This is a genomic window from Alicyclobacillus sp. CIJ1 (assembly GCF_057538885.1).
In genome coordinates this window covers 140864-156485 of record NZ_BAAJPH010000117.1, presented here as the reverse complement: position 1 = coordinate 156485, position 15622 = coordinate 140864, and the positions used below count along the sequence as shown (strand labels likewise).

Genomic DNA, 15622 nt, shown 5'->3' with positions numbered 1-15622 from the left:
CCACTCCCAAGGAGGATTAGGAATGATCGAGATAGAGAAGCCGCGGATCGAGATTGTGGAGCAAACCGGCGACTACGGGAAGTTCGTGTGCGAACCGCTGGAGCGCGGCTACGGGACGACGCTCGGCAACTCACTGCGCCGCATCCTGTTGTCTTCTATCCCGGGGGCAGCGGTGCGGTCGGTGAAAATTGAGGGCGTGCTGCACGAGTTCTCCACGATTCCTGGAGTCGTCGAGGATGTCACCGAGATCATTCTCAATCTCAAACGGCTCTCGTTGAAAATTCATTCCGACGAAGAGAAGACGCTGATCATCGACGCCGTGGGCCCGGGAGTGGTGACGGCTGGCGACATCCGCGCGGATTCGGACGTCGACATCATGAATCCTGACCTGCACATCGCGACGCTGACCGAGGGCGCGCGCATCTACATGGAGATGCGCGCCGGCCGGGGGCGCGGATACGTGCCGGCACACCGCAACAAGCCGGAGGAGCAGGAGATTGGGCTCATTCCCATCGACTCGCTGTACTCGCCCATCTCGCGCGTGAACTTCTCTGTGGAGAACACGCGCGTGGGTCAGATCACGGACTACGACAAACTCACGCTCGAGGTGTGGACGGACGGAAGCGTGGCGCCGGACGAGGCGGTCTCGATCGGAGCAAAGATCCTGACGGAACACTTGATGCTGTTTGTCGGTCTGACGGATCGGGCGCGGGACACGGATCTCATGGTCGAAAAGGAGAACGCGCACAACGACAAGATCCTCGACATGCCGATTGAGGAGCTAGATCTGTCGGTGCGCTCGTACAACTGCCTGAAGCGCGCGGGCATCAACACGGTGGCGGAGCTCTGCGCGAAGTCGGAAGAAGAGATGATGAAGGTCCGCAACCTCGGCCGGAAATCGCTCGAGGAAGTGGTCGAGAAGTTGCATGCCCTTGGGCTTAGCTTGCGCAAGGACGACTGAGCGATTCGCAGCAAGGGAGGGAGACGCATGGCATATCGCAAGTTGAATCGGACCTCTTCGAGCCGCAAGGCGCTGTTTCGCAGCCTTGTGACGGATCTGTTCCTCTACGAGCGCATTCAGACCACCGAAGCCAAGGCCAAGGAACTGCGCTCCATCGCGGAGAAAATGATCACGCTGGCGAAGCGCGGGGACCTGCATTCGCGCCGCTTGGTGGCCCGCTACGTGCGGCGTGAAAAGCTGTCGCCGCTCGGCGAGGGACCGGACGCCATTCAGAAGCTGTTTGGAGACATCGCGCTGCGTTACAAGGACCGCAACGGCGGGTACACGCGCATCGTGAAGGTGGGCCCGCGCCGCGGTGACGCTGCGCCGATGGTCGTGATCGAACTCGTGTGAGGGTGGGGCGTGTGAGCCGTGGGCGCCGCATACGACTCGTGTTGGGCTATGACGGGTCGGGCTTCCACGGCTTTGCCCGTCAAGAAGGGCTTCGCACGGTGCAAGGCGTGCTGGAAGACGAGCTGCGCCGCATGCTTGGCGTGGAGATCCCGGTCGAAGGCTCGGGCCGGACGGACAGGGGCGTGCACGCGCGCGCTCAGGTTGTCCACTTTGACCTGCCCTATGGCCCGCCTGCGGACCGCATGGTGCACGTCCTGCGCCGGCGCCTGCCTGCGGATTTGCTGCCCCGAGATGCCGACGAGGTGGACGAGGGGTTCCACGCCCGCTTTTCCGTCGTCCGAAAGACCTACCGGTACACGCTGGATTTGGCCCGTCTGCCGAGCCTCTACTGGTACCGATTCAGCTGGCATCATCCAGAACCGCTCGATCTCGCCGCGATGCAAGAGGCGGCGTGTTATCTCCTGGGTGAGCACGACTTCACCTCGTTCTGTGCGGCCGAGGCGCCCCAGCGGGATAAGGTGCGCCGGATTGATCGCATCGAGTTCCTGCGGGACGGACCGCGCCTCCACATCGAATTCGAGGGGAACGGATTCTTGCAATACATGGTGCGGATCTTGGTCGGAACCCTGGTCAAGGTCGGCCGTGGCAAGGAGAGGCCGGATCGCATTCCCGTCATCTTAGAGGCCCGGGACAGGCGGCTGGCCGGCGAGACGGCGCCGCCGCACGGTTTGTGTCTGTGGAACGTGGAGTATCCGCCTGAGTACGGCGGGAAAGTCATTGATCTGGATGCCGATTTATAATAAAATTGTGCAGGTATTTGACCCACTCGATTCCCCCGTTCCATCGGTAGGTCAAATTGCATCGTTCGGAGGGAACGTTGATGCGTACGACATACATGGCGAAGCCCGGCTCGGTCGAGCGCAAGTGGTACGTCATTGATGCCACGGGCTGGCGTGTGGGCCGCTTGGCGACGCAGATTGCAATGATTTTGCGAGGCAAGCATAAGCCGGAGTTCACGCCTCATGTTGACACGGGCGATTTTGTCATCGTCGTGAATGCAGACAAGGTTGTGTTCACGGGCCGCAAGCTGGATCAAAAGAAGTATTATCGCCACTCCGGTTACCCGGGCGGTCTCAAGGTTACGACGGCGCGAACCCTGTTGAACACGCATCCGGAGCGCGTGCTGTACTACGCTGTCCGCGGCATGTTGCCGCACAACTCGCTCGGCCGTCGTCAATTGAAAAAGCTGCACATCTATGCGGGACCTGAGCATCCGCATGCGGCGCAAAAACCGATTCCGTTCGTACCCGGCGAGACGCGGGAGTAAAGGAGGGGCTGCAACTTGGCAAGCGTTCAATACTGGGCTGTGGGCCGTCGCAAGACCTCCGTCGCTCGCGTGCGCCTTCTTCCGGGCGACGGCAAGATTGTGGTGAACAAGCGACCGATGGACGAGTACTTCGGGCTCGAGTCGCTCAAGCTGATTGTCAAGCAACCGCTGTTGCTCACGGATACAATGGGCCAGTACGACGTGTACGTGAACGTGCGCGGTGGCGGCATCTCCGGTCAGGCGGGTGCCATCCGTCACGGCATCGCTCGCGCGCTCCTGAAAGTGGATCCGAATCTGCGCCCGACGCTCAAGCGTGCAGGACTCCTGACTCGCGATGCGCGTATGAAGGAGCGCAAGAAATACGGGCTCAAGGCTGCCCGTCGTGCACCGCAGTTCTCGAAGCGCTGAATTGCGACACGCGGCGGCGCGTTGTGTTGGAAAGGCTGTTCCTGTCCCGGTGTCACGGGGATGGGGACAGCCTTTTGCGGTTTGACGGCGTCGCGCGTCCCAGGTCGCCACTGCGCTTGCGCATCGCGGTAGCTAGCCCACCCTTCCACGAGGGCCGCGTCTCATGATCTGGCGCCTTGCTGCGCACACTGAGGGCAGCATGTTGCGCCGGAGGGGGGCATGATCATGCACGGGAAGCACAGGCACGTGCCGCTCGCGTTCGCCGCGATGGCGATGCTCGTGGGGGCGACCTCTCTCGCGGTACCTGTACAGGATGCGCGGGCGGCATGGTTTCGTCCGCTTCAGCATACGGTGAAACCAGGGATACAAGCGACCGGCATCCAGGGCAAAGTCATTGTCGTGGATCCTGGCCATGGCGGCCGCGACTCCGGGGCGCGAGGTGTCGGCGGCATTGAGGAGAAGGACATCACCCTCTCGGTGGCACTTAAGCTCGCGCGCTACCTGCAACAGGGCGGCGCCATGGTCGTCATGACGAGGAGTACGGATACGGATCTCGCCACAGAGCGCGATCGCGCCATGAGACAGCGCCATCTGGGCGATCTGCGCGGCCGATTGAATGTGGTTCGCCGCCAGCGCGTCGACGCCTTTGTTTCGATTCACTGCAACAGCGCACCATCTCCCGACTGGCGCGGCGCTCAGGTCCTGTACCTGAAGACCAATCCACACGCCAAGCAGCTCGCGACCGTCATGCAGGAGACGTTCAGATCGGAGTTGCTGCCAACGCACCGCGACGTGCAGTCGAATCGGACCCTGTTTTTGCTCAAGCGAATTGAAGGGCCGACCGTCCTGGCGGAAATCGGATTTGTGTCAAATCCAGAGGAGGCGCGTGCGCTCACCACGGAGGCCTATCAGGAGCGCGTGGCCTTCGCCATGTACCAAGCCTTGGTCCGCTACTTCAGCGATCCGGCCGCTCAGCAGGTGCCGGAAGACGGCGGCTGAACGCAGCGCACGGGAGGGGTAAGCTTGCGGCGGCGAAGATGGGTAGGGCTCGTGGCCATAGCCATCGGGGGACTCGGTCTCATGGCTTGGTCGCCCTTGGTCGCCGACTTCGTCGGGCGCCCAGCCTCCGCCGCTCGCGCGGAGACATCGTCGGGCCATGCGCTTCCGCTCGTCCTCAAACGGGCGCCCTTCGACTGGGAAGGGCGCCCTGTCTACATCCTGACCAATCGATCCGCCATCGTCCTCCAGCACCTCGTCATCCGGAGCTGGGAGGGGGATCTCTTGCCTCTTCTCTACATCGGCGTGCAGCCCCCGTCTTCCGTGCCGATCCGCCCGCTTGCCCATCCGCCTTACGCGCTCGATCCCGGCTGGTCTGCATGGTTCGTGGGACAGGAACAGCCGCGGCCCCGCTACGTCATCAACTGGCTGGACCAAGGCGTGAACGCTTACCAGGTCGTCTCCGCGCGTTTGGTTTCCCCCGCCTGATGATGTACACTAAACGCAGCGTCGCGTGTGTTTTTCGAGGTGTGTACGGACAAGGAGGTTTTTCGATAGATGGTGACTCGCGAGCAGGTCATCGAAGCGCTCCGGGACGTGAAGGATCCGGAGGTCGGCCGCAGTATCGTGGAGTTGGATATGGTGCCGTCGGTCGAGATCGAAGGCGGCAAGGTCACCGTGGACGTGCTGCTTACCATCCGCGGTTGCCCGCTATCGAACGTCATTGAACGGGAGATCCGGGAGCGTCTGTCACAACTCGACGGTGTGACCGAGATTGAGGTACGCGTGGGTCACATGACGGACGAACAGCGCGCACAGTTCGCCGCCAAGGTGCGCGGCATGGGACGTGCGAACGCCGAAGCGCAGCAGGCGGAGCTGCCACCCATCTTGCGCCAGCAGGGGCGCCAGTTCCTCGCCATCGCCTCTGGCAAGGGAGGCGTCGGCAAGTCCACCGTGACCGCCAACCTGGCCGTAGCTCTTGCGCGAAAGGGCCATCGGGTGGCGCTCATCGACGCGGACATCTACGGCTTCAGCATTCCGGTGATCTTCGGCATTGAGGGCGTGAAGCCAGCGACCATCGAGGATCTCATCATGCCCGTACAGGCTGAGGGCGTGAAGATCATGTCCATGCAGTTCTTCGTGCCTGAGAACACGCCCGTCGTGTGGCGCGGCCCCATGTTGGGCAAGACCTTGCGCAGCTTCTTCGGGCAAGTTCACTGGGGCGAGGTGGACATCGTGCTGCTGGACCTGCCCCCCGGCACAGGGGATGTGGCGCTGGATGTGCACACGCTTCTGCCGCAGAGCAAGCAGCTCATCGTCACCACTCCGCAGGCTGCCGCGGCGGAGGTGGCGGTGCGCGCAGGCCTGATGGGCGTGCGCACGAACCACCAGGTCATCGGCGTGGTCGAAAACATGGCCTACTTCGTGTGCGACTCGTGCGGGGAGACTGCGTACCTGTTTGGACGGGGCGGTGGCGAACGCGTGGCTGCGGCGCTCAACACCACCCTCCTCGCTGAGATTCCGATTGCCAATCAGGAGAAGGAGCGCGCGGGGATCTTCTCCGCCGACTCTTTGCACGGCCAGGTCTTCGCCAAGTTGGCCGATCGCGTCGCGGAGGCCATGGGCCTCGCTCAAGATCGCGAGCTGCGGGCGTGACGACCCGCACGCGCGCGGCGTCCATGCGAAGCCGGGTATCCATGTGAAACGGCACACACGCGCCAAGCCGGGACATGGCTCGACGCCTTTGTGCCGTTTTCCTTTGTCCCCTGTTCAACCTTCATCACGAGGACGATCCCGACTCCTCCGACGAATTGTTCGACTTCTCCTGCGATCCGCCCTTTTCGCCCTGGCCTTGTCCCCCTGCCGTGGCCTGTCCGGCCTGCATCGCCTTCTGCACAGCGTCCTGCACGGTCTGCTGGAACTGGACCTGGAACGTCGGCGAGGCGAGGGTCTGGAGGATCACCTTCTGCAGTTCGGATCGGAACTCAGGCCCCTGCATCATCGTCTGCAGGGACTTCATGAACTCGTTCGACTGCAGGAGCACCAGCATGTCCTGCTGGAAGTTCGGGTCTTTCATCAGGCTCTCGACGGTATCCTTGAGTTCGGGCTGCGCGGCCTTGGCGAGCGCCGCCGCGAACTGCGGGTCCTTGGCGGCCTCGGTCAGAAAGGTCTGGGTCTGTTTCGACTGAATGAAGTCCGTGAGCGCCTGTTTTACCTCGTCAGGGGAAGCGATTAGCTGGTTCTTGAACTCCGGATTTTTCAGGGTGTCCAAGAGCGCCTGTTGGCCTTCCTTGGAATTCAGGATGTCCACGACCATCTGTTTCGTCTGTGTGTAGTTCCCGCCCCCGCCCTCTCCGCTTGCGCTCACGTCAGCCCCGGCGTTCATGCCACAGCCAGTGACGGCGAGAGCCGCGAGCCCGATTGCCACGAGGCGCGCAAGCCTGCTGTTCACGCCAAGCCCCTCCTCAACACCCGGTTTACCGTCAGTATGCGACTCGGACCGACGACCTATCCCAGGCGGCCGCGATGGCCCCCAACCGGTCACTGCACCTTGGACTGCACGTTGGCGCCCGCGAGGAGCTCGGACACCGTCACGAACCGATACCCCTGCTGGCGCAGGTTTTCCACGATCCGCGGCAGCGCCTCCACAATCTGCTTCGACGAGTCACTCGCGTGCATCAGCACAATATCGCCCGGCACCACCCGCTTCGTCACGCGGTTGACAATCGCGTCCACGCCTGGGTTCTTCCAGTCGAGCGAGTCGGTGTTCCACTGCACCACCGTGTAGCCCATGCTCGTGAGGCAGCGAATGACTCGCGGATTGAGGTCTCCGTTCGGCGTCCGGAACAGTTTCGGTTTGACGCCCGTGACCTGCTGAATGGCCTTGTCTGCGAGCATGGCCTGTTCTCGGATCCAGGAATCCGGGTAATTCGAATAGTCCTTGTGCAGGTAGCCGTGGCTCCCGATTTCATACCCCATGGCCTTGATCTTCTTGGCGATCTCGGGATGGTGCATCGTCCACGGCCCGCTCAGAAAGAACGTCGCCTTCGTCACGCCGCATTTCTTCAGCGTCTCCAAGACCGGCTCGGGCGTGCGATGCCCCCAGGAGATGTCAAAGGTCAGGGCCACCACTTTTTCGTTCGTGTCCACCTTATACACGGCCTTCGGGGCCTGAGCCTTCGTGTCGGCGGCGCGTACCGACTCGGCTTGGAGACTCATGCAGGAGAGCGCACACACGCATGCCGCCGTCATCGCAGCCACGCCCATCCGAAGTCGATGCCAGAAGCTCCGCATTGGCCAACCTCCCTTTGGATTCTGCCTGCAGTGTTTGCAGCAGCCACACCTCCTATGCGATCTCGCCATTGGCACCTGGGCGCCTCTTGTGACCAATCGCGGGGTAAGCCCATAGCTTACGATCAGCGACTCACCCAGGAGGCGATGACCATGCTGATGCTCGCGCTCGGCGACTCCATTACATATGGCTACGGGGCGAGTGCGCCAGAGAAAAGGTTTGCGGAGCGCCTGCGCGCCCGCTTTGCCCGCCAGGTTCGCACAACGCTACACATTCAGGCGAAGCCCGGCTGGACCGCGAGGCAGCTGTTCAAATCGCTTCAGGACCTTCCGCCCTGCATCGTGGAGGAAGCCGAAATTGTCACGCTCATGATTGGCGGGAACGATCTCCTTCGAAGCGCGCCCGCCATTCTCACGCGGCGCGCCGACCTGATCCAGGACGTCATGCGTCGCTCTGAGGAGGACGTCGAACGCCTCGTGGAGTGGTGCAAACGTCCGCACAGCACGTTCGGCATAGCAACGCTCTACAATCCCTTTCCGAATTTTGCCCTGGCGGAGGAGGTGACGCAGGAGTATAACGATCGCGTCCGCCGGATCGCGCTCAGACACGGGCTCGTGGTGGTGGAGACGTACAAGGTGTTTCGAGGGCACGAACCGGACTACGTCGAGCACTACCGGAGCGGGCAGTTCCGGGATCTGCGGCTGTTCCGCAATCCGATTCATCCCACAGATGAGGGGCATGAGGCCCTCGCGAAGGCGTTTTTTCGCGCGCTGCAGCGGGCGAGATCGAAGGAACGCGCGAGGGCCACGCGCAGGCGGGCTGCGTGGCGAGCGTGAATGAGCGGTTGGTAGAGGCTGTCTTGACTCGGGGCCGCGGGTAGGAAACAATGGGAACGAGACTCCCCGACGGGCAGGGGGCTTTGTATGGATGCGTGGTTCGCGGCAATCCGGGACTTTGGCTTCAAGGACGTCATTGACATCCTGTTCGTGGCCTTTATGATTTACTACCTGTTGCTCCTCATTCGGGGCACTCGAGCCGTACAGCTCCTGAAAGGTGTCATTGTCGTCGTGGTCGTGACCATGGTCTCGAGTTTGCTGAACCTGTCCGCCTCGAACTGGCTTCTGAATCGCATCATCGAAATTGGGTTGTTTGCGATTCCCGTCGTCTTTCAGCCGGAACTGCGGCGCGCGCTCGAGCAACTCGGGCGCGGAAGCCTGTGGAATTTCAATCTCCTCCTGCATGAGGAGCCGAACATGGTGCATACGGTGAACGAAATCGTCAAGGCCTGTCAGGTGCTCGCGAAGACGAAAACGGGGGCGCTCATCGTCATCGAGCGCCAGACGGGCCTGAACGAATACATTGAGACGGGAACGCGCCTGGAGGCGCGCGTCAGCACGGAGTTGTTCATCAACTTGTTTATCCCCAACACGCCGCTGCACGACGGGGCCGTCATTGTGCGGGGTACGCAGATCATGGCTGCGGGATGCGTGCTGCCGCTGACAGAGAACCGCAACCTGGACAAGCAACTCGGCACGAGGCACCGCGCGGGGCTCGGCATCACCGAACAGTCTGACGGGGTGAGCGTCATTGTGTCGGAGGAGACGGGGCAGGTCTCCGTCTGCGTGGATGGCGTGATGCACGGCCATCTCGACGAGGAAGCGCTCAACGAACTTTTAATGAAGCTGCTCGTCCCGCAGAAGACGAGTGCGCTTTCTTTCTGGAATCGAAAGGCGGAGTCGCGATGATGGACCGGCTGCTCAATAACAACGTGGCGCTTCGGATCATCGCACTCGTGCTCGCGTGCATCTTATGGCTGGCGGTTCATGCCGAGCAGAGCGGTAACCAGCCGGCCTCGACGGGCGTCACGGAGTCGTTCGAACTGCCTGTACGCGTGGAGACCTCGGCGGATGAGGTGCTGGTGTCCCAGGTGCCGACGGTCACGGCTCGGGTGACCACCACGCTCCTGCGCCTGCCGACGCTCGCGAGCGATATGATGAAGGCCGAGATCGTCGCGAATGCGCAGGATCTGGGCCCTGGCACGTACACGCTGCATGTGGCAGCCCTCAACATGCCGGCCAGCGTGCGCAGTTACACGCTCACGCCAGCCACCATCACGGTCACCCTCGAGCCCAAGGTCACTGTGGAGCGGCCCATTCGGCTGAGCGTCGTGGGAGTGCCCAGCCAGGGCTACGTGCTCGGCAAGCCACAGCTCGGCTCGGGCGTGGTCGAGATCTCGGGTGCCGCATCGAGCGTGCAGTCGGTCGCGGAAGTGGCGGGCGTGGTGGACGCGAGCGGACTTTCGCAGACGGAGACGAAACTCGTGGATCTTCTGCCGTTAGATGGTGCGGGCAAGGCGGTGCCGGGCGTGACCGTGACGCCGTCTGCCATTGCGGTGACGCTGCCGGTGACCTCGGCCAGCCAGACCGTGACCCTGGCACCTGCGGTGACGGGAAATCCGGCGGCGGGCTACGCCATCGCGTCGGTACGCCTGGAACCGTCGAGCGCCGTGGAACAGGGGCTGCCGGCGGGTCAGCTTCCGCGAGGCGGACTGCGCGTGCCCGTTGATGTGACAGGCCTCGCCAAGTCGACGACGGTGTCGGTTCCCATTCCGCTCCTCCCGGGGATGACGAGCGTGTCGCCCGCGGCGGTGACGGCCGTGATCGACGTGGAGCCCTCGGCGATGGCGACGCTGTCGAACATCCCGGTGACCATCACGGGAGCGACGGGCGTCCGCCTGATTGGGCCTCGGACGGTGACGGTCACGGTGACGGGCGCGCAGTCGGCCGTCCAGGCCGTCGAGAAGGACGCGAGCGAGGTTCAGGCGTACGTAGACGCGTCTGGCATGAGCCGCGGCACGGCCGCGTTGCCCATCCAGGTTCACCTGCCCGCAGGGCTGTCTGCGGTGAGCATCTCTGCGCGCACCGCTACGGTGCAGGCGATGCCGTGACCCGCCAAAGACTTCATCTTTGCACGGACCGCCTTCTGTGGCACAATGTTTGCGTTGTGAGAGAGGAGCGTGCATCGATGGGCAGGTGGTTTGGCACCGACGGCGTGCGCGGCGTAGCGAATCAGGAGCTCACGCCGGAGCTCGCGTTCCGGCTGGGGCGAGTCGGCGCCTATGTGCTGACGGCGCGCCGGCCGGGATCGCGCATCGTCGTCGGCAAGGACACCCGGATTTCCGGTGATATGTTGGAAACCGCACTGGTGAGCGGGATTTTATCGATGGGCGTGGATGCGCTCCGCCTCGGCGTCATCTCCACGCCTGGTGTGGCGTATCTCACGCGGCTTCTTCGGGCGGATGCAGGCGTGATGATCTCGGCGTCGCACAATCCCGTGGCCGACAACGGCATCAAGTTTTTTGGCGGCGACGGATTTAAGCTCCTGGACGAGATGGAGGAGCGAATGGAGGCCCTGTTGGCCGAAGAAACCGATACGCTGCCGCGCCCCATTGGCGACGGCGTGGGCCGGATGTACGACGAGCCTGCGACGGAGGCGTACATCCGCTTTCTGGTGCAGGCCGCCCGCGTGCGGTTTGACGGGCTCAAGGTGGTGCTCGACTGCGCGAATGGTGCGGCATCGTTCATCGCGCCCGAGGTGTTCCGGCGGCTCGGCGCGGACGTCATGGTCATCCACGCGAACCCGGACGGCGTGAACATCAACGTGGACTGCGGTTCGACGCATCCGCATATCGTGCAGCGCGCGGTGCTGCAGCACGGCGCGGACGTGGGGCTCGCGTTCGACGGGGATGCGGATCGGTGCATCGCGGTGGACGAGAACGGCGAGGTGGCGGACGGCGACTTCATTATGGCCATTCTCGCGCGCGCCATGAAGGAAAAGGGAGAGTTGCGCGGAGATAAGGTCGTCGCTACCGTCATGTCCAATCTCGGCTTTGTCAAAGCCATGAGCGATCTCGGCATCACCGTGCTGCGCACGGCCGTGGGAGATCGGTACGTCATGGAGCGGATGCGGGAGGAGGGCGCGTCGCTCGGCGGCGAGCAGAGCGGGCACATCATCCTGCTCGATCACACCACCACGGGCGACGGCATGCTGACAGCCGTCAAGCTGGTGGAGACCATGGTGGAGAGCGGCAAGCGGCTGTCCGAACTGTCCCGCGTCATGACTCGCTACCCGCAGATCCTGGAGAACGTGCGCGTGCGCGACAAGCGCGCATGGCGTGAGAACGCGGCCATCCAGGACGCGCTGCGCAGGGCAGAGGCCGAACTCGGTGAGAGCGGGCGCGTGCTCGTGCGCGAGTCGGGGACCGAGAATCTCGTGCGCGTCATGGTGGAGGGGCTCGACGAGAAGCTCTTGCGCCGCGTGGTGGGCGAGATTGTGCAGGTCATCCAGGCCGAACTCGGCGCGTGACCCTAAGTGAGGTCCGCTGAAGGGAGGGATGCCAGGCGAGGAACCCGATGGGCGTTTTCTCGTAGAATGTCACATGCGGCTGTGAATCTGATACGCAGCGCATGTCAAGCGCCTGGACTCGGCTGTGGCCGAGTTGACGCGGAGGAGGTCGGCGAAAGATTCGGCGGATGCCTCCCGGCGCCAATCCGATCGCGCCGCAAGCGAAGCCTGAAATCCACCGGGCGACCGGTGGGACAGAGGCGAGCAGATCGGATGAAGGAGGATACCTGCTTCATGTGTGGAATCGTCGGCTATATCGGCCCAAGGAATGTCAAAGACGTCGTCGTCGGCGGCTTGGCGAAGCTCGAATATCGAGGCTATGATTCGGCCGGCGTGGCTGCGCTGGCGGACGGGAACATCCGGATTGTGAAGGCGGTGGGCCGCCTGTCGAATCTGGAAGAAAAGCTCGCTCAGATGCCCATCTCGGGCCACATCGCCATCGGCCACACGCGGTGGGCGACGCACGGCAAGCCGTCGGACGAGAACGCGCATCCGCATCAGGACTGCAGCGGCCGATTCGCCATCGTGCACAACGGCATTGTGGAGAATTACCTCTCGCTGCGCGAAGAGCTCGTGGCGCTCGGGCACGAGTTCCGGTCCGAGACCGACACGGAGGTCGTGGCGCACCTCATTGAAGAGATGTATAACGGCGATCTGTTCGAGACCATGATCGCGGTCGGCAAGCGGATCCGCGGCGCGTATGCGCTTGTCGTCATGGCGAAGGACCATCCCGACGAGATCGTCGCGATTCGCCGAGCAAGCCCGATGATCATCGGCCTCGGCGAGAAGGAGAACTTTGTGGCGTCGGACATCCCGGCCATTCTCGAATATACGCGCGACATCTACGTGATGGAGGACGGTGAAATGGCCGTCCTGCGGCGCGACGGCGTCGAGTGCTTCACGATGGATGGCGAGCCTGTGAAGAAAGAGGTGTATCACGTCACCTGGGACGCCGTCAGCGCGGAGCGCGGGGGCTATCCCCACTTCATGCTGAAGGAGATCCACGAGCAGCCGCGCGCGGTTCGGGATACGCTTCGCGGCCGGGTGTCGGAGGATCTCAGCCGCGTGGAGCTTCCAGAACTCGGCCTTGAGGATGAGGACATCCGGGCCATCGACCGGATTCACATCGTCGCATGCGGCACGTCGTGGCACGCGGGCCTCGTGGGTAAGGCCGCCATCGAGGCGTTCGCGCGCATTCCCGTCAACGTGGAGATTGCGTCCGAATACCGGTATTCCGATCCCATCGTGACGGATCACACGCTGGTCATCGCCATCACGCAGTCGGGTGAGACGGCGGACACGCTGGCGGCCATGCGGGAGATGAAGAAGCGCGGCGTGCGCGTGGTGGCCATCACTAACGTGGTCGGCAGCTCGGCCGCGCGCGAGGCGGACAGCACCATCATCACGTGGGCGGGGCCGGAGATCGCCGTGGCTTCGACGAAGGCGTATACCACACAGCTCGTGGCGCTCTATCTGTTGGCCGTGCGGTTCGGATTGAGCCGCGGCACGCTCGCGGAGGAGAAGGCGCGCGAGGTGCTGGCGGCGCTCGACAATCTGCCCCAGGTCGTGGAGCAGGTGCTGGACACGGCGCCGCAAATTGAGTCGTTTGCGAAGCGCTACAAGGATGCGCACGACACGTTCTTCATCGGGCGAGGCATTGACTACGCGGTGTCGCTCGAAGGCGCGCTGAAGCTCAAGGAAATCTCCTACATTCACGCAGAGGCGTACGCGGCGGGCGAACTGAAGCACGGGACGCTGGCGCTCATCACGGATGGCGTGCCGGTCATTGCGCTCGCGATGCAGCCGGAACTGTATGAGAAGACGCTGTCGAACATCGTCGAGGTGAAGGCGCGCGGCGCGTTCGTCCTCGGGCTCACGTGGGTGGGCAACGAGGACCTCGAGAAGACGGTGGACGAAGTGATCTATTTGCCCAAGACGATGCCGCTCCTCGCGCCCGTGGCGGCGGTGATTCCGCTGCAACTGCTGGCGTACTACGCCGCGGTGGCGCGGGGCAACGACGTCGACAAGCCGCGGAACCTGGCGAAGAGCGTGACGGTGGAATGAAGACGAGAGGCGGACCGGGAGAGCCCCGGTTCGCCTTTTGCTTTTTGGCTTGGCCCGCCCATGCGGGTTACCGCGCCGCTGCCGCGCAAGGAATCGCGCCATCGCCTGAGGAAAAGAGGTGACGACATGCTTTCGTGCAGCTCGGGTCATTTGGGCCATCCAGAAAGGCTGAGGCTTGCAGCCTTGTATGGCTGGCATCAGGACGACACGGACTTTCAGTTGCTTCATCAGGGGGAGAACGATACGTTTCTCGTTCGAACCCGAGGGATGCGATACATTCTGAGGCGCTATCGACGGGAAAGGTACCGTGAACAGGAGATACTGGCCGAACTTGCGTGGATGTGTGCGCTGCGCAATGACATCAACGTGCCCAACGTGATTGCGAATACAGCAGGAGACTTCGCCACACGGCTCGTCGGTTCAGACGGTGAACGCTTGTACGCGGTCTTTGAGTTCATCGAAGGGGAATCGCCCGAGAGACCCTCCAGCGAAGACTATCGCCGTCTTGGGGAATTGATGAAAGCGCTCCACATCGGCGCGGACGCCATCATGCAATCGAAGCCCGAGGATTGGGCTTTGAATCGGCCCGTGTACGATATTCAACGCGCGGTGCGAGAGCCGCTTCGCCATTTGCTTCAGTTCGAGTCATTGAGCGCGGTGAACAAAAGGCGTTGTGTCTCCGTGGCGGAGGAAATCGAGAAGAGGTTCCGCGCTCTCGAGCCGGATCGACGCTTCATCCACGCGGATCTTCATTTCGGAAACATTGTGGTGCGGGAACCAAGCTGGTATTGTCTTGATTTCGACGAATGCGGATACGGACACAGGGCCCTCGATCACGGCGTGGTCAAACTGCACCTCAAAAATCGGCCCGACGCCTTGGAATGCTGGGCGCATTTTGAACACGGCTACGGCGATATGCCGTCGCAGGACGCTTTGGCAGTCGGGACCGCAGCCCGCATCTTCTATATGGCAGGCAAGATTCCCGTGCGGCAGGACATCGAGTCCTTGCGCCACAACCCGGATGCCCGCATTGGCAAGTACCTGACTTGGATCGAGGACGAACTGGCGTGACCGGCGAGCGACTGCGTCAGCCGGGTGATTCAGCTTTCCCATCAAGTCAAGACGCGCATCCGCTCCGTACCGCGCCGCAGGGTCATCACGTGGCGATAAGGCCGCGCATGGAATGGCCAGTTCAAGAGAATCAGCAGGCTGGGACCCGCGGCATCACACAGCGTCTGAAGGCCCTGCGCCAGCCCGTGGGCATCATGCGCCTGCACAAGCTCCTTGACGCCCAAGGCTGCTATACCTGCGGCACAGGCCGTGAGGAACATCACTGCGGCCACCCAGTCGCTCGAGCTGCTCGACTTGCCCAATACCGTCCAAGTCCCCTGATGGGAACCTCCCGCGATCTCGCAGGTAGGCGAACCTTCTTGCCAACGGATCGCGATTTCTTCGCCATCGCCTCGCCACATGGCATACGCGGCCGCGACCCAAGCCAGCAGTGCGAAACCAGGAAGGTCTAACCAGTACCATTCTGGAGAACGAGCCGGTAGGTTGCGGATGAGTGTTCCGACGGCCACATAGGCGGCGCAGATCAGGCCGAGCGTAGAGCACATCACGATGGCCTGAAGCCGCGTCACGCGGGAGTGCACCACCCCGCGGCGCATGTCATGCGTTTCCATGGGTTCACCTCACCATCCTCTTACATTGTACGCCTCATGGTCAACCCCGACCATTGCGAGTTCCGAAAGGTAACTTCCGAACTCGGTGGATCTCA

At 62.8% G+C, this 15622-nt stretch carries 17 protein-coding genes; 14 read left to right on the top strand and 3 right to left on the bottom strand.

Going from position 1 to position 15622, the window contains the following annotated elements:
- The first annotated feature begins 22 nt into the window (after positions 1-22).
- From AC27E8_RS09670 to AC27E8_RS09635, 8 genes are all read left to right on the top strand, one after another.
- On the top strand, positions 23-961 hold the full coding sequence (locus AC27E8_RS09670; protein ID WP_008339730.1) for a DNA-directed RNA polymerase subunit alpha: 939 nt from the start codon (positions 23-25) through the stop codon (positions 959-961).
- Between the two features lie 27 nt (positions 962-988).
- Entirely contained in the window at positions 989-1354 is a 366-nt protein-coding gene (gene rplQ, locus AC27E8_RS09665; protein WP_008339728.1) for a 50S ribosomal protein L17, read from the top strand.
- 11 nt (positions 1355-1365) lie between these two features.
- Positions 1366-2154 (top strand): tRNA pseudouridine(38-40) synthase TruA, encoded by a 789-nt coding sequence (gene truA / locus AC27E8_RS09660; protein WP_487099148.1) that lies wholly within the window; start codon positions 1366-1368, stop codon positions 2152-2154.
- Positions 2155-2234: 80 nt separating this feature from the next.
- Positions 2235-2681, top strand: a complete 447-nt coding sequence (gene rplM / locus AC27E8_RS09655) for a 50S ribosomal protein L13 (RefSeq protein WP_041695507.1) — start codon at positions 2235-2237, stop codon at positions 2679-2681.
- A gap of 15 nt (positions 2682-2696) precedes the next feature.
- Entirely contained in the window at positions 2697-3089 is a 393-nt protein-coding gene (gene rpsI, locus AC27E8_RS09650) for a 30S ribosomal protein S9 (RefSeq protein WP_014465709.1), read from the top strand.
- A 225-nt stretch (positions 3090-3314) separates the two neighbouring features.
- Positions 3315-4088: an N-acetylmuramoyl-L-alanine amidase gene (locus AC27E8_RS09645; protein ID WP_487099149.1), complete on the top strand. Its 774-nt coding sequence runs from the start codon at positions 3315-3317 to the stop codon at positions 4086-4088.
- 24 nt (positions 4089-4112) lie between these two features.
- Complete coding sequence (locus tag AC27E8_RS09640) at positions 4113-4574, top strand: hypothetical protein (protein ID WP_487099150.1); 462 nt, start codon at positions 4113-4115, stop codon at positions 4572-4574.
- A 69-nt stretch (positions 4575-4643) separates the two neighbouring features.
- Positions 4644-5741 carry an Mrp/NBP35 family ATP-binding protein gene (locus AC27E8_RS09635; RefSeq protein ID WP_487099151.1) on the top strand — a complete coding sequence of 366 codons (1098 nt, stop codon included), beginning with the start codon at positions 4644-4646 and terminating at the stop codon, positions 5739-5741.
- 124 nt (positions 5742-5865) lie between these two features.
- On the opposite strand, the gene gerD is transcribed toward AC27E8_RS09635, so the two are convergent.
- Both gerD and pdaB read right to left on the bottom strand, forming a co-directional pair.
- Positions 5866-6537 (bottom strand): spore germination lipoprotein GerD, encoded by a 672-nt coding sequence (gene gerD, locus AC27E8_RS09630; protein WP_487099152.1) that lies wholly within the window; start codon positions 6535-6537, stop codon positions 5866-5868.
- Positions 6538-6626: 89 nt separating this feature from the next.
- A complete protein-coding gene (gene pdaB, locus AC27E8_RS09625) occupies positions 6627-7379 on the bottom strand; it encodes a polysaccharide deacetylase family sporulation protein PdaB (protein ID WP_487099153.1) in 753 nt (250 codons plus the stop codon).
- 150 nt (positions 7380-7529) lie between these two features.
- Here pdaB and AC27E8_RS09620 point away from each other — a divergent pair, with 150 nt between their 5' ends.
- From AC27E8_RS09620 to AC27E8_RS09595, 6 genes are all read left to right on the top strand, one after another.
- Positions 7530-8213 carry an SGNH/GDSL hydrolase family protein gene (locus AC27E8_RS09620; RefSeq protein ID WP_487099154.1) on the top strand — a complete coding sequence of 228 codons (684 nt, stop codon included), beginning with the start codon at positions 7530-7532 and terminating at the stop codon, positions 8211-8213.
- Positions 8214-8300: 87 nt separating this feature from the next.
- Complete coding sequence (cdaA, locus tag AC27E8_RS09615; RefSeq protein WP_014465702.1) at positions 8301-9122, top strand: diadenylate cyclase CdaA; 822 nt, start codon at positions 8301-8303, stop codon at positions 9120-9122.
- The gene (locus AC27E8_RS09610; protein WP_487099155.1) at positions 9119-10324 is read left to right on the top strand and encodes a CdaR family protein; all 1206 of its coding nucleotides are present in this window, start codon (positions 9119-9121) and stop codon (positions 10322-10324) included. The genes cdaA and AC27E8_RS09610 overlap by 4 nt, the downstream gene beginning before the upstream one ends.
- A 77-nt stretch (positions 10325-10401) precedes the next feature.
- Entirely contained in the window at positions 10402-11742 is a 1341-nt protein-coding gene (glmM, locus tag AC27E8_RS09605; protein ID WP_487099156.1) for a phosphoglucosamine mutase, read from the top strand.
- Between the two features lie 273 nt (positions 11743-12015).
- Positions 12016-13845 carry a glutamine--fructose-6-phosphate transaminase (isomerizing) gene (gene glmS / locus AC27E8_RS09600; RefSeq protein WP_487099157.1) on the top strand — a complete coding sequence of 610 codons (1830 nt, stop codon included), beginning with the start codon at positions 12016-12018 and terminating at the stop codon, positions 13843-13845.
- A gap of 126 nt (positions 13846-13971) precedes the next feature.
- Positions 13972-14916 carry a phosphotransferase enzyme family protein gene (locus AC27E8_RS09595; RefSeq protein ID WP_487099158.1) on the top strand — a complete coding sequence of 315 codons (945 nt, stop codon included), beginning with the start codon at positions 13972-13974 and terminating at the stop codon, positions 14914-14916.
- Positions 14917-14957: 41 nt separating this feature from the next.
- Here the strand turns inward: AC27E8_RS09595 and AC27E8_RS09590 are convergent, their stop codons facing one another.
- Complete coding sequence (locus tag AC27E8_RS09590) at positions 14958-15527, bottom strand: hypothetical protein (protein ID WP_487099159.1); 570 nt, start codon at positions 15525-15527, stop codon at positions 14958-14960.
- Positions 15528-15622 lie beyond the last annotated feature (95 nt).

Coding starts and splice junctions, on each gene's coding strand:
- AC27E8_RS09670 (WP_008339730.1), top strand. CDS start 23: ATGATCGAGATAGAGAAGCCGCGGATCGAGATTGTGGAGCAAACCGGC.
- rplQ (WP_008339728.1), top strand. CDS start 989: ATGGCATATCGCAAGTTGAATCGGACCTCTTCGAGCCGCAAGGCGCTG.
- rplM (WP_041695507.1), top strand. CDS start 2,235: ATGCGTACGACATACATGGCGAAGCCCGGCTCGGTCGAGCGCAAGTGG.
- AC27E8_RS09645 (WP_487099149.1), top strand. CDS start 3,315: ATGCACGGGAAGCACAGGCACGTGCCGCTCGCGTTCGCCGCGATGGCG.
- AC27E8_RS09635 (WP_487099151.1), top strand. CDS start 4,644: ATGGTGACTCGCGAGCAGGTCATCGAAGCGCTCCGGGACGTGAAGGAT.
- pdaB (WP_487099153.1), bottom strand. CDS start 7,379: ATGCGGAGCTTCTGGCATCGACTTCGGATGGGCGTGGCTGCGATGACG.
- AC27E8_RS09620 (WP_487099154.1), top strand. CDS start 7,530: ATGCTGATGCTCGCGCTCGGCGACTCCATTACATATGGCTACGGGGCG.
- cdaA (WP_014465702.1), top strand. CDS start 8,301: ATGGATGCGTGGTTCGCGGCAATCCGGGACTTTGGCTTCAAGGACGTC.
- AC27E8_RS09610 (WP_487099155.1), top strand. CDS start 9,119: ATGATGGACCGGCTGCTCAATAACAACGTGGCGCTTCGGATCATCGCA.
- glmM (WP_487099156.1), top strand. CDS start 10,402: ATGGGCAGGTGGTTTGGCACCGACGGCGTGCGCGGCGTAGCGAATCAG.
- glmS (WP_487099157.1), top strand. CDS start 12,016: ATGTGTGGAATCGTCGGCTATATCGGCCCAAGGAATGTCAAAGACGTC.
- AC27E8_RS09595 (WP_487099158.1), top strand. CDS start 13,972: ATGCTTTCGTGCAGCTCGGGTCATTTGGGCCATCCAGAAAGGCTGAGG.
- AC27E8_RS09590 (WP_487099159.1), bottom strand. CDS start 15,527: ATGGAAACGCATGACATGCGCCGCGGGGTGGTGCACTCCCGCGTGACG.